This is a genomic window from Bacillus basilensis (assembly GCF_050630465.1).
Lineage (GTDB): Bacteria > Bacillota > Bacilli > Bacillales > Bacillaceae_G > Bacillus_A > Bacillus_A basilensis.
On the sequence record NZ_JBNTQO010000001.1, the window covers coordinates 194,901 to 207,102 of the forward strand.

Annotated in this window: 16 protein-coding genes; 11 read left to right on the forward strand and 5 right to left on the reverse strand. The window is 31.3% G+C overall.

The genetic code is table 11. The features are described from left to right. Positions 1–34: 34 nt before the first annotated feature. Positions 35–220, reverse strand: a complete 186-nt coding sequence (locus tag ACQVV1_RS01005) for a DUF4021 domain-containing protein (protein WP_431168454.1) — start codon at positions 218–220, stop codon at positions 35–37. Positions 221–420: 200 nt separating this feature from the next. On the opposite strand from ACQVV1_RS01005, the gene catA reads away from it, so the two are divergent. From catA to ACQVV1_RS01020, 3 genes are all read left to right on the forward strand, one after another. Further along, the gene (gene catA, locus ACQVV1_RS01010) at positions 421–1,071 is read left to right on the forward strand and encodes a type A chloramphenicol O-acetyltransferase (protein WP_431168455.1); all 651 of its coding nucleotides are present in this window, start codon (positions 421–423) and stop codon (positions 1,069–1,071) included. A gap of 205 nt (positions 1,072–1,276) precedes the next feature. After that, on the forward strand, positions 1,277–2,203 hold the full coding sequence (locus ACQVV1_RS01015) for a GNAT family N-acetyltransferase (RefSeq protein WP_431168456.1): 927 nt from the start codon (positions 1,277–1,279) through the stop codon (positions 2,201–2,203). 159 nt (positions 2,204–2,362) lie between these two features. Continuing rightward, complete coding sequence (locus tag ACQVV1_RS01020) at positions 2,363–2,875, forward strand: GNAT family N-acetyltransferase (protein ID WP_431168457.1); 513 nt, start codon at positions 2,363–2,365, stop codon at positions 2,873–2,875. A gap of 23 nt (positions 2,876–2,898) precedes the next feature. On the opposite strand, the gene ACQVV1_RS01025 is transcribed toward ACQVV1_RS01020, so the two are convergent. Further along, the gene (locus tag ACQVV1_RS01025; RefSeq protein WP_309260154.1) at positions 2,899–3,786 is read right to left on the reverse strand and encodes a DMT family transporter; all 888 of its coding nucleotides are present in this window, start codon (positions 3,784–3,786) and stop codon (positions 2,899–2,901) included. A 170-nt stretch (positions 3,787–3,956) separates the two neighbouring features. On the opposite strand from ACQVV1_RS01025, the gene ACQVV1_RS01030 reads away from it, so the two are divergent. The 5 genes from ACQVV1_RS01030 to ACQVV1_RS01050 all read left to right on the forward strand — a co-directional run bounded on the left by ACQVV1_RS01030 (position 3,957) and on the right by ACQVV1_RS01050 (position 8,122). Further along, positions 3,957–4,517: a helix-turn-helix domain-containing protein gene (locus ACQVV1_RS01030; RefSeq protein ID WP_242253156.1), complete on the forward strand. Its 561-nt coding sequence runs from the start codon at positions 3,957–3,959 to the stop codon at positions 4,515–4,517. A 34-nt stretch (positions 4,518–4,551) separates the two neighbouring features. Next, complete coding sequence (locus tag ACQVV1_RS01035) at positions 4,552–5,499, forward strand: hypothetical protein (RefSeq protein ID WP_431168458.1); 948 nt, start codon at positions 4,552–4,554, stop codon at positions 5,497–5,499. A 168-nt stretch (positions 5,500–5,667) separates the two neighbouring features. Beyond that, the gene (locus tag ACQVV1_RS01040; protein WP_063225024.1) at positions 5,668–5,817 is read left to right on the forward strand and encodes an aspartyl-phosphate phosphatase Spo0E family protein; all 150 of its coding nucleotides are present in this window, start codon (positions 5,668–5,670) and stop codon (positions 5,815–5,817) included. Positions 5,818–5,932: 115 nt separating this feature from the next. Then, a complete protein-coding gene (locus ACQVV1_RS01045) occupies positions 5,933–6,661 on the forward strand; it encodes an alpha/beta fold hydrolase (RefSeq protein WP_431168459.1) in 729 nt (242 codons plus the stop codon). Positions 6,662–6,721: 60 nt separating this feature from the next. Beyond that, positions 6,722–8,122, forward strand: a complete 1,401-nt coding sequence (locus tag ACQVV1_RS01050) for a protoporphyrinogen oxidase (RefSeq protein ID WP_242253159.1) — start codon at positions 6,722–6,724, stop codon at positions 8,120–8,122. Between the two features lie 56 nt (positions 8,123–8,178). On the opposite strand, the gene ACQVV1_RS01055 is transcribed toward ACQVV1_RS01050, so the two are convergent. After that, entirely contained in the window at positions 8,179–8,727 is a 549-nt protein-coding gene (locus tag ACQVV1_RS01055) for a hypothetical protein (RefSeq protein ID WP_431168460.1), read from the reverse strand. A 368-nt stretch (positions 8,728–9,095) separates the two neighbouring features. Here ACQVV1_RS01055 and ACQVV1_RS01060 point away from each other — a divergent pair, with 368 nt between their 5' ends. Continuing rightward, positions 9,096–9,647: a GNAT family N-acetyltransferase gene (locus ACQVV1_RS01060; RefSeq protein WP_242253161.1), complete on the forward strand. Its 552-nt coding sequence runs from the start codon at positions 9,096–9,098 to the stop codon at positions 9,645–9,647. A 38-nt stretch (positions 9,648–9,685) separates the two neighbouring features. On the opposite strand, the gene ACQVV1_RS01065 is transcribed toward ACQVV1_RS01060, so the two are convergent. Next, positions 9,686–9,871, reverse strand: a complete 186-nt coding sequence (locus ACQVV1_RS01065) for a cold-shock protein (protein WP_000286198.1) — start codon at positions 9,869–9,871, stop codon at positions 9,686–9,688. An 86-nt stretch (positions 9,872–9,957) separates the two neighbouring features. After that, the gene (gene cspD / locus ACQVV1_RS01070) at positions 9,958–10,161 is read right to left on the reverse strand and encodes a cold-shock protein CspD (protein WP_000176365.1); all 204 of its coding nucleotides are present in this window, start codon (positions 10,159–10,161) and stop codon (positions 9,958–9,960) included. A 476-nt stretch (positions 10,162–10,637) separates the two neighbouring features. On the opposite strand from cspD, the gene ACQVV1_RS01075 reads away from it, so the two are divergent. Beyond that, on the forward strand, positions 10,638–11,534 hold the full coding sequence (locus tag ACQVV1_RS01075) for a CPBP family intramembrane glutamic endopeptidase (protein ID WP_431168461.1): 897 nt from the start codon (positions 10,638–10,640) through the stop codon (positions 11,532–11,534). Beyond that, entirely contained in the window at positions 11,534–12,193 is a 660-nt protein-coding gene (locus tag ACQVV1_RS01080; protein WP_431168462.1) for a nucleoside/nucleotide kinase family protein, read from the forward strand. The genes ACQVV1_RS01075 and ACQVV1_RS01080 overlap by 1 nt, the downstream gene beginning before the upstream one ends. The last annotated feature ends 9 nt before the right edge of the window (positions 12,194–12,202 follow it).

Sequence of the window (12,202 nt, forward strand, 5' to 3'; positions counted from 1 at the left end):
GATTTCCCTTGGCTTTTTTCTTTATGGAAGTGAGTTAGTTATTTTTGGAAGTAAAGTCATCAGTTTCAGCGTGATCAGCATCTTCAATTGTTGTTTCGGGCATTCCATATAAGCCATTCATTGCTTGTTCTTCGATATTAAGGTTTGCAGTATTATTATTTTGAATAGGTGTAGCGTTTTTAATAACATTTTCTTTTTTATTTACATTTTTGTTATTCATGTATGAATCCTCCAAATTTCATTTGATTTATCTATAGTATGTGGATGGATTTCCAGAAATATGTGAATTGATTCTTATAGATGTTATATAATTAAATAAATAATTAGGGCGAAATGTAAACTGTTAGGAGTGAACAAGTATGGTGAAAACAAGAAAGTTAGCCTTCTAAAATAAAAATAAAATTTTAGGAGGCTATTAAAATGAAGTTTCATGTAATTGATAGAGGAAATTGGAATAGAAAGCAGTATTTTGACCATTATTTAAAGTTGAAATGTACGTTTAGTATGACTGTGAATATTGATATCACGATGTTATTAGAGAAATTAAATCAAAAGAGAATAAAATTTTATCCCGTTTTTATATATTTAATTTCTCGAGTAGTAAATAATCATAAAGAATTTCGAACATGTTATAACGATGAAGGAGTTTTAGGCTATTGGGAGGAAATGATACCGAGTTATACAATCTTTCATAAAGATGATAAGTCTTTTTCAAGTATATGGACGGATTATTCTAGTGAATTCCACATTTTCTATAAAAATTATGAAGAAGATATGAGATGCTATGCTAGTGTTCATGGTCTCTTCACAAAAGAAAATATTCCGCCTAATGTATTTCCGATTTCTAGCATACCTTGGACTAGTTTTACTGGATTTAATCTTAATATTAATAATGATGCTGATTTTCTATTACCAATTATAACTTGTGGGAAATATTTTAATGAAGAAAATAAGTTTATGCTACCAGTTTCATTACAATTCCATCATTCGGTTTGTGATGGATATCATGCGAGTCGATTTATAGAAGATTTACAGGAGTTAAGTAATAGTTGCAAAGAGTGGCTTAAGTAATATTTAATTTTTAATTATATACAATTGAAAATGAATAAAAGAAGAGAACATGTTTTTATTACATGGTCTCTTTTTTATACATGAATACTAAGTTACAGTGGAAAATATAGGTTTATTTGTAGTTTAATAGTAAAGAGAGTTATTAATCTTACAACTATATCGTTCGCAAAAATTATTATCTTGTAACGATGAAGGGGAAAATAAAATGAAAATAATATCTATAGAAAAAGCTACAATTTTAGATGCTGAAAATTTAACAGAAATAATGAGAAGAACATTCGATGAAGAAGCAAAACGATGGTTATGTGGTCAAGGGGATATAATTGATTATAACATTCAACCTCCAGGATATTCTTCAGTTGAAATGATGAAATATTCGATTGAAGAATTGGATTCTTACAAAGTGATAATGGATGAAAAAATAATCGGGGGAATTATAGTTACGATTTCTGGTAAGTCATACGGTCGAATTGATCGTATTTTTGTAGATCCTGTTTATCAAGGAAAAGGAATTGGATCACATGTTATTAAATTAATAGAAGAGGAATATCAAAGCATAAAGATTTGGGATCTCGAAACATCTAGTAGACAAATTAATAATCATCATTTTTATAAAAAAATGGGCTATGAAATAATTTTTAAATCTGAAGATGAGTATTGTTATGTAAAAAGAATACATGTAGGTTCAGTTGAAGAGAACCTAATTAAAAATAAAGATATGAAAACAGGGCAATACGAAAACTGTAATTTGGTTAATACAGAATATTATCAAGTGAATTTGAAAAATAGTGCATTTGTTGGTAGTAATATAATGCATATGAATATGAGTAATTGTAATGTAAGTCAATCAAAGTTTAGAAATATAAATTTTAGAAATTCTTCATATGCAGATTTAAATCTTTCTGGTAGTAAATTTAATTTGGTGACATTAGGTGGAGTGCAATTCAAAAATACAATTCTTGGCGATGAGAAGGAACCTATTTTATTTGATAATTGTGATTTAGAAGGTAGTACAATACATAATAGTAATTTGAAAAATATTGAAATAGAAAATTGTGATATAACCGGTATGAAAATAAATGGGATTCAAATTGAAAAGCTACTTGAGTTATATAATAAAGTAAAAAGTTAACTTAGTTTTAGTTAGTAGTTAGGTAGATAAAGCTGTTCTTAAATTGAATGTTATATTGAAATAATTGTGTAAAAATAACATAAAGAAATACACAGGAGAAGGGGTTTTATAAAGAATTCTAGAAGATAATGTATTGTATATTTATATGGAGGGAACAAAATGGGGATCAAAGTTAGATCGGGAGAAATAAAAGATGCTAGAGCAATTCATCGTATATGCATACAAGATGATGTTTTACCTTATATGGTTTTCTTACCTAGCATGCGTGTAGATGCAATGGAAAATAGAATTCGAAATTTAGCACCAAATCAATTTGAATTTGTTGCAGAATTTGATGGAGAAGTTGTAGGTTTTGTTGGTTTAACACAAAGTCCAGGAAGAAGATCACATTCAGGTGATTTATTTATCGGCGTAGACAGTGAATATCATAATAAAGGCATTGGGAAAGCACTTCTTACAAAAATGCTGGATTTGGCTGATAATTGGTTAATGTTAGAGCGAGTGGAACTTGGTGTTTTAGAAACGAATCCTAAAGCGAAAACTTTATATGAAAAATTCGGATTTGTAGTAGAGGGAGTAAAGATAGGGAATTTGAAGGCTCACGGAAAGTTTATTAATGAAATTATGATGAGTCGTTTTAGACCTGATGGTTTAATTGTACATAATGAATAGTGAAAAAGCATGACAGTATAATGTCATGCTTTTTTATTTGAATTTGGTTGTAATAAAAATAATGCTAAACCAATAAAAATAACTGTAATACCTAGTCCTTGTTGCAAAGAAATGGTCTCACTTAAAATAAAGTACGCTAGTATACAAGTTCCAATCGTTTCTCCTAAAATGCTCATAGAGATTACAGTAGCACTCATCCATTTTAATAACCAATTAAAAATTGTTTGTCCTAAAATCGTTGCAATAAACGCTAATCCAATAAAGCACATCCAAGTTTGTGTAGAGTAGTGGATGAAAGATTCGTGTTGCAAGTAAGCAAATATACCAAGAAAACAGGCACTACTTCCATAACTAATTACCGAATACGGTATAAGTGATAAATCTTTACGAACATGTTGACTAATGAAAAAGTAACCGGTAATAATTCCTGCCGCAATAAATGCTAAAATATCCCCGTATAAAGCTTCTCCGCTAATTTGGAAGTCTTGCCATCCAATGACGATACTTCCTGAAATAGCGATGAGGCAACCAATAACCGCTCCTTTTGTAAACTTCTCCTTGAATAAAAAATAACCACCAATCATTGAGAATAAAGGTTGTAATGTTACGATAACTGTGGAACTTGCTACAGAAGTATATTGTAACGATTCAAACCATAGTACATAATGTGCAGCTAAAAATAGCCCAGAAATGAATCCGAATCTCCATTGTTTTTTCGTTAATGTTTTTAGTTCGTATCGATTGTTATTATTAAATAGTAATAACGGTAACAGAATTAATGCAGCAAAAAATAATCGATAAAAAGCAATGATAGCCGCAGGAGCATCGGCCAATTTTACAAAAATCGCTGAAGTTGATAAGGCGAATACACCGAAAAATAAGATGCAATATGAAAGAATAGGTGATTTCAAAGTTTGTCCCTCCGATGAATTGTTTATTATAATAAAATAAATACGATATAATGTACAATGGTAAGTATATAAGTCTCGGAGACGATAGAAAAGGATTATTTGCCTTTGTTTAGTAAGTTAGTACAAAAGCGATGAAACATATATTATGATGGACGAAGGAAGGGTTTACTATGATACATGATAGGCTTGGACAAACTGTATTAAGTTATCGTAAGAAAAATAAGATGACAATTCGTGAATTTGCTGATTATGCGGGGATTAGTACGTCACTAATTAGCCAAATTGAAAGGGGACATGCGAATCCTTCGTTAAGTGTATTGGAATTAATAGCGAAAGCATTAAATGTCCCACTATTTACACTGTTTATTAATGAGATTGATACAGATTCACTCATTTCTAAGAAGAAAGATAGAAAGAAAGTATATCGAGAAAATAGCGATCACATAGTATACGATGTATTAACACCTGATTTTATGAAAGCACGTATTGAAATGTTAATGATGGACTTAAATAAACAAGCAAACACAACGGAAAGTCACTATTCACATGAAGATAAAGAAGAAATTGCTGTTGTCATGAAAGGAGAAGTATATGTGGAGTTAGAAGGAAAAGAATATTTCTTAGAAGAAGGGGATGTTGTACGTATCCCACCAAATGTGAAGCATCGTTTTTTGAATAAAAGTGATGAATCGAATCACATTTTATTCGTATTGACTCCATCTTTAGGATGAGTATAAAGCGATTTTTATCACGGGGGATAAAAAGATGGAAAATAAAACTGTTTTAAAAGGTGGCCTTTCAATTATTTCTCAATGTAAAAAAGAAACAAATGATATTTGGCATGCGCATTTCGGAGCAGCTGCAATTGCTAGTTATTTTTTCATGAAAGATAATAATATGGAAGAAGAAATAATTCGTAGTATGTATTCTCAAACAAAAATGATGCTGAATAAGCAAAACTTAGGTGAAATTATCGATAATAAAGAAGAAATTGATTTTCAAAGTGCTGAAAAAATGATTATAAAATCATTGGAGCATACAATTGATGAACTTCATTGGGTGGGGCATAATGTCATTTATGCTGCATTAAGTTTATTAGCTATGAAAGAGTTACAAAAATGGGGCGATAATCAAGCAATTGAAGGGATTGCTAATCTTCTATTATCGTTTCAAAAAACAATTCCTGGTAGATCGTGGATTGGTTTTACGACAAAGGAAGTAAAACAATTAAGTATAAAAAATGAGATGGAAAGTAAACTGAGAAATCCGAAACAAGTATCAAAGTTTATTTTAAAGGAGCTTTCACAATTTAATATTATTTATAGAGCGGAATCGCATCATGATTTAATTGGTCATTTACTTACTTTTTCACATGCGATTAATATTATGTATGACTTAGGGCATAGAGATATATTCCATCGAGCGATACGTCCCCTATTAAAACTAGTATACGTGTTACGTGCTAGTCAAAGTCTTACATCGAATAGTGAAATAAATTTGCATTCACCGATAGATTGTTTACCTTTAATCGAATCTAAACGTGCTTATATATTACCAACAGAAAATCAATTTTGGCTAAAAGACTATAGTGCATTTGATTGGGATTTCGGACATGTCTTTAAATTCTCATATAGTTATTTTGATCATATTAAGAGGGCTCCAAAATATAAAGATATAACATTAGAGAAATTCCGTTTTGTTATGAGTATGTAATGAAGTCTAATGATCTGTATAAAGGGCTAAATATAAAAATTCTTTGTCGATAGTATATTATTTTTATATTTGTAAGATTTTACATACGTATTTTACTTTTACTAATTCTGTAAATAGGCTATACTAAAATACATACATTTTTAGTATTGGAGAGAGAAGTAAAACGACATGGAATTAATGAAATTGGAAAAAGCAATTGAAATAAAGAAAGAAGAACTTTTATATTTAGTATCGGATTATGGAATTCAACATGAAAAAGTATTGGCTTTAAGCCAAGAAATAGACAAATTGATTAATTACTTTATGTTTTTAAAATAGAAAGAGCTATGACATGATGTGAATATGTTATAGTTCTTTTTTTATTTGAAAATTTAGAAGTAAATTCTATATACTAATAATTAATAGAAAATTCAATTTCAAAGGAGGGGGATAAATGATATTACATACGCACATTTTAGGAAAAGGGGAACCAATCGTGCTTTTGCATTCTGGTGGTATGACAGGTTTAGTAGAATATGAAGAGCAGGCAGCATATTTTCGAGAACAAAATTATCAAGTCATTCGCCCTGATTTAAGAGGGCATGGAAAATCAGGAGGAACATTGGAGAATTATTTCCTACGTTCTGTAAAGGATTTACATGATACGTTAGTACATTTACAAATTGATAGATGTCATATAGCTGGTGTTTCACTAGGAGGATTAGTTGCTTTATTATTTGCAAAAAAATATCCAGATAAGGTGAGAACATTAACTTTTTCAGGTATCTTTCCGCTTAAGAGAGAAAATTGGGAGGAGTCTCAGGAGTATGAAGCGAAGTGCCATCAGCAATTGATGGAAAATGAAGAAGTTGTAATTTATATGAATCAAATTCATGAAAAAAGTGATTGGAAAGCATTGCTTGAATCGTGGCAAGTTAAGGATTGGTACCCATTTGATGAAACTGGTGATGTAGCTAGCCTTCAAGTACCTACACTTTGTATTAGTGGGGGAGATTCAGAAGATGAAGTTACAGCTGCTACAACGTTCAAACAATTAAACGATAATATTCATATTGCTGTTATTCCTTTTGCCGGTCATTTAGTGCATAATGATCAACCGGGAATATATTCGAATATATTGTCTAATTTCTTACAGAATGCGCAAGCTGCTAGTCGAATATAAGGACTTTTGGGTATAATAATAAAGGAATTATTAATTGTATCGGTTAGGAGCGCAGCACATATGAAAACAGTTGTTGTTATTGGTGGAGGTATAACGGGACTTTCTACTATGTTTTATTTAGAAAAATTAAAAAAGGATAATAATATTGATTTAAATTTAATCCTTGTAGAAAAAGAAAAGTACTTAGGTGGTAAAATCCATAGTGTAGAAGAAAAGGATTTTATTATGGAATCAGGAGCAGATTCTATCGTTGCTCGTAATGAGCATGTTATGCCTCTAATAAAAGAATTAAATTTAGAAGAAGAAATGGTATATAACGAAACGGGTATTTCTTACATATATTCTGATAATGCTTTACGTCCAATTCCTTCTGACACTATATTTGGGATACCGATGAGTGTTGAATCGTTGTTTAGCAGTACGCTAGTATCAACGAAAGGAAAAATTGTTGCTTTAAAAGATTACATAACGAAAAATAAAGAGTTTACGAAAGATACATCACTTGCTGTATTTTTAGAAAGCTTCTTAGGGAAAGAGTTAGTGGAAAGACAAATTGCACCTGTACTTTCAGGTGTATATTCTGGTAAATTGAATGAGCTTACGATGGCATCTACATTACCGTATTTACTGGAGTATAAAAATAAGTATGGAAGTATTATTAAAGGTTTTGAAGAGAATAAAAAACAATTTCAATCAGCAGGAAATAAAAAGTTTGTATCATTCAAAAATGGACTATCTACGATTATTGATCGTTTAGAAGAAGTGCTGCCTGAGACGGTTGTCAAGAAAGGTGCTGTAACGACGGCTATAAGTAAACAAGGTGATCGCTATGAAATTTCCTTTGCAAATCACAATTCAATCCAAGCTGATTATGTTGTTTTAGCAACTCCGCATGATATCGCCCAAACTTTATTACAGTCTAATGAGTTAAACGAGCAGTTTCATACATTTAAAAACTCATCTCTTATAAGTATTTACTTAGGATTTGACATACTAGATGAACAATTACCGGCGGACGGTACAGGATTTATCGTAACGGAAAACAGTGATTTACATTGTGACGCTTGTACATGGACAAGCCGAAAGTGGAAACATACATCTGGAAAACAAAAGCTATTAGTGAGAATGTTTTATAAGAGTACCAATCCAGTATATGAAACGATTAAAAATTATAGTGAAGAAGAATTAGTACGAGTCGCTTTATATGATATTGAAAAGAGTCTCAGAATTAAAGGTGAACCAGAAGTAGTTGAAGTTACAAATTGGAAAGATTTAATGCCGAAATATCATTTAGAACATAATCAAGCGGTTCAAACATTACAAGAAAAAATGACTGATCTTTATCCTAATGTATACTTAGCTGGCGCTTCCTATTACGGTGTCGGAATTGGTGCGTGTATTGGAAATGGAAAGAACACTGCAAATGAAATAATTGCAACATTAAATGAACCGTCAAATTAAAATAGCATACATATATAAATAAAATGTCCCTGGGTTATGCTGGAGGGACATTTTATTTATTTCACTTGAATTGAGACCTTTTTATTAGTTGTATTATTTTCAGTAATCGTTAATGTTATATTCCCGGACTCTTTAAATGAATATGATGAGAGTTGATAAAGCTCTTTTATACGGTGTTTCTCTTTTAATTTATTGGCAGGAATTAATGTTATGTTCGGTTTCCATGTTTCCTGTTTACCTGAAGGGTAGTCTACTATTATTTCTGGATTATTTAATTGCATTGGTTCCCAAGAGACAAAATATAGTTCAACTGTTGTATCTTTTTTTAGTAATTTTTCTGAGAAATATCCAATTTTTCCAACATTACCGAAAACAGTAAAGTTTTGATTTTGTAATGTGATCTCTAAATGTTTAGGTTGATATGTTGTTGCGTGATAGATTCCATAGGAAAGTGAAAGGGTGGCGGCGATTAACATGCTGATTGAAAATCTTTTAAAGCTATTGCCTTTAAAACTAGTCATCATAAATGAGTTTGGGGCGAACTTTTTTGCGAATAAAAATATGAGTAATATGAGTAAAAGGGATAAGCCAATGAATATATACATAGGAAATTTACACCTCCACAATAAAGTAATACATTAACTATATTTTACCGTAAATGTATGTATTAGGGTGTTGTTTTAGAAGGGAAAAGTGAGCATGGAATTGAAATTATAAGATTACGAGCGGAGTGTTGGAAATGAAAATAATACAATTAATTTTTAAAATAGAGAATAAAGAGATGATCATAGTATTTTGATCACCTCTTTATTTTTTCTAATCATGCAAATGCAAGAAGGGTTACTCTTAGTTCGTATTGAATTAAGAGGATAGGCTTCTCTTGAAATATTTGATTAATGGGACATTGAGGACTTTCCTAATTATTAATATTTTTTCTGCTATAATGAATGAGTAGAAAGAAAGGAGCGATCCTATGGTATTTCCTATATTAGAAACAGAACGTTTGCGTTTAGTTGAAATAGAACAATCTTATTGTCAAAAAATATATGAAATCTTTTCATTGGATGAGGTAACATGTTATTACGGTATGAATTCTTTTACGGAGTTTGGACAAGCTTCACGTATGATTGAATCTTTTTCGAAAAATTACTTCGAGAAAAAAGCAATACGATGGGGGATTGTGTTAAAAGAAACAAATACTTTAATAGGTACAATTGGATTAAATAATTTACAACTATGGAGTAAACGATCTGAAATTGGATATGACTTACACCCTCGATATTGGGGGAATGGTTATGCATCAGAAGCGGCTCAAGAAATTATTCATTATGGATTTCGTGATTTAGGCTTATTTAGAATTGGTGCTATTACATACCCTGAAAATGTTACTTCTTGTAAAATGTTATCTAAAATTGGTTTTCAAAAGGAAGGCCTATTGCGTGGATATATTCATCAAGGAAATAAACAACATGATGCATTATTGTATTCTATAGTTCGAACGGATGTAGGGGATATAAATTTATAATAAAAAACCCCTCTTATAAAAGAGGGGTTAAATAAAAATTAACCTAACTTAGGTAATAAACGTTCTCCGCTTTTCATGCTACTTTTACATAAAGGGCATTTAGGCTCTTCTTCAAATGAAAAGTTCTTTCTCATCCATCCTAAACAATCCTCTGCTTCACATTCCCAGACAGGGGTTTGTTCTGGTGGTACTTCTGCTACATCGTTCTTTCGATTGCGATACATGTAACCACTCCTTTTATGTAAAAATTTTTAGTTATATATTAAAAAGGTTGTTAACCGAGCTGGTAACAACCTTTTTATTGTTTGAATTATAGCTTTACAACGTTTTTAGCTTGAGGTCCACGGTTACCGTCTTCAACTTCGAAGCTAACTTCTTGACCTTCGTCAAGAGACTTGAAGCCGTCGCCAGTGATAGCTGAGAAGTGAACGAATACGTCGTTACCGTCTGCAACTTCGATGAAACCGAAACCTTTTTCGCTGTTAAACCATTTTACTTTACCTGTTAATGTCATGGTAATGCCTCCTAAAATTTAAAAAGATTACAATATGATCGGCCTTATTTGAATGAAAAATAAAAGTTCACATATTATCAAAAACCCATAAGGAGTACAAAGTGTTCCTGATTGATACTTGATAATATGCAAAGAAAATATAGTGTTAAATTGACCTTAATTACTATCTTACAACAAATGGTGGGAAATAGCAAGTGCTGGTAATACCTGTGAGAAATAGGGTGGGAAAAATGGTAAAAGACACAAAGACATCTCTTTTATTTATATATTATTCCTAATTTTGGTTTATGCTAAACTAAGAACATTTTTATCACGCATTAACTACCCGTAAAATCCCGATTGGTGAGGGCTAATAATCAGTGGGGGATGAACAAATCCTTCACTGATTAAAGTTTCACTTTATTGAAAAATTGTATTAGGGAAACGATATATAGTATAAGAATAGTGTTGATATATTTGTTAAGGAGGCGAGAATATTGCAGTCTACTCAATTTAAAATAATTGAAGCAGCAAAAAAAGGGAGAAGAAAAGTTCATCCAGTATTCGCTGTTATACTTGCAATTGTATTTTTGACTTTAGGTGAATTGTTCATGTTATTTATGCTATTTTTGCCGAAAGCAGAAACAATCATTATGAAAGCGATTTATAGCAACATTGAGATGATATTAACGTTTGGTGGAGCTATATTTTTTGTTTTTTTATGGATTAGATTTGTAGAGAAAAGATCATTTTCATCCATTGGTTTTTGGAGAGATCAATGGATAAGAAAATATTTGAGAGGTGCATTAATTGGGTTTATTTTCATTTCGATACCAGTAATGCTACTTTTATTAACCGGAAATGTACAACTAGAAATGCAGCGAATTACACCTACCGCTATACTTGGAATTGTAGGATCTTTAATTGCTTTTTTAATACAAGGTGCAACAGAAGAAATTGTTGTTCGGGGTTGGTTATTTCCAGTTCTTTCTGTTAGAAGCCGTATTTGGATCGGGATTGTTGTAACTTCTTTTTTATTTGGTTTTCTTCATTTACTAAATCCAGGTATTACAATTCTTTCAATATCGAATATAATATTAGTTGGTGTGTTTGCAGCTTTTTACGTTTTGAAAGACAGTAGTCTTTGGGGGATATGTGCGTGGCATTCCATTTGGAATTGGGCACAATATAACGTATTCGGTTTTGCAGTTAGTGGAATGGAAATGTATTCTACACCGATTTTTAGACCTGTAGCAAACGGATCGGAACTCTTCCATGGAGGCTCATTTGGAATTGAGGGAAGTATCATTACAACAATAATGCTTTTTATCGCTTCAATTGTTTTATGGAGACAGTTATGGGGGAGAAAAGCGAAACAACGAGATTTTAGTTAATGAAAGAGGGAGAGACTATGGGGATTATAGCTTTTGAGGGAGCAAGTGCTGTTGGTAAGAGCACAACGTGTCGTGAGTTAGAAAAGAATTATGGTGCTTATATTATACCTGAAGTGAATTTTTTATTTGAAAGACCAAAAAATGAACATAGAACATGGTATTTGGAAAAACAAGTAGAGCGCTGGAAAATAGCAGTGCAGAAGTCAGAGCAATATGAATTAGTAATACTTGATGGCGACATTTATCAGCCACTAAGTTATAATTGGTGTTTCCATTTTGAAATATTTGATCAGCCATTATCTTTAATAGAAAACTTTTATAAAGAAAAGCTGATACATAAGGAAATTGGTTTTCCTGATCAATATTTTTATTTATATACGAATGATGAGGAACTTAGAAAACGGAAAGAATCTGATGTGACAAAAAGAAGAAGAAACTTTGAAAAACATTTACATATATCAAAATCGTTTCAACGTTATTATGAAAATTTAAATACCGTTACAGACGGGTACTGCAAAATGATTGAAGCGAAAAGTGTAAAAACGAATGAACTAGAAATTGTAAATAATTTAAATAGTCTAAATGTGTATGAAGAGAGACGTTTTGATGTTTCGAGGTTAGATGCGGTTACGAAGTGGTTAAAAGAACATCGTGCGTAAAACAACGAG

Excerpts from the sequence above, each read along its gene's own strand:
- ACQVV1_RS01055 (WP_431168460.1), bottom strand. The coding sequence starts at position 8,727 with ATGTATATATTCATTGGCTTATCCCTTTTACTCATATTACTCATATTT.
- catA (WP_431168455.1), top strand. The coding sequence starts at position 421 with ATGAAGTTTCATGTAATTGATAGAGGAAATTGGAATAGAAAGCAGTAT.
- ACQVV1_RS01020 (WP_431168457.1), top strand. The coding sequence starts at position 2,363 with ATGGGGATCAAAGTTAGATCGGGAGAAATAAAAGATGCTAGAGCAATT.
- ACQVV1_RS01015 (WP_431168456.1), top strand. The coding sequence starts at position 1,277 with ATGAAAATAATATCTATAGAAAAAGCTACAATTTTAGATGCTGAAAAT.
- ACQVV1_RS01005 (WP_431168454.1), bottom strand. The coding sequence starts at position 220 with ATGAATAACAAAAATGTAAATAAAAAAGAAAATGTTATTAAAAACGCT.
- ACQVV1_RS01040 (WP_063225024.1), top strand. The coding sequence starts at position 5,668 with ATGGAATTAATGAAATTGGAAAAAGCAATTGAAATAAAGAAAGAAGAA.
- ACQVV1_RS01065 (WP_000286198.1), bottom strand. The coding sequence starts at position 9,871 with ATGTATCGCAATCGAAAGAACGATGTAGCAGAAGTACCACCAGAACAA.
- ACQVV1_RS01035 (WP_431168458.1), top strand. The coding sequence starts at position 4,552 with ATGGAAAATAAAACTGTTTTAAAAGGTGGCCTTTCAATTATTTCTCAA.
- ACQVV1_RS01045 (WP_431168459.1), top strand. The coding sequence starts at position 5,933 with ATGATATTACATACGCACATTTTAGGAAAAGGGGAACCAATCGTGCTT.
- ACQVV1_RS01060 (WP_242253161.1), top strand. The coding sequence starts at position 9,096 with ATGGTATTTCCTATATTAGAAACAGAACGTTTGCGTTTAGTTGAAATA.
- ACQVV1_RS01080 (WP_431168462.1), top strand. The coding sequence starts at position 11,534 with ATGAAAGAGGGAGAGACTATGGGGATTATAGCTTTTGAGGGAGCAAGT.
- cspD (WP_000176365.1), bottom strand. The coding sequence starts at position 10,161 with ATGACATTAACAGGTAAAGTAAAATGGTTTAACAGCGAAAAAGGTTTC.
- ACQVV1_RS01030 (WP_242253156.1), top strand. The coding sequence starts at position 3,957 with ATGATACATGATAGGCTTGGACAAACTGTATTAAGTTATCGTAAGAAA.
- ACQVV1_RS01050 (WP_242253159.1), top strand. The coding sequence starts at position 6,722 with ATGAAAACAGTTGTTGTTATTGGTGGAGGTATAACGGGACTTTCTACT.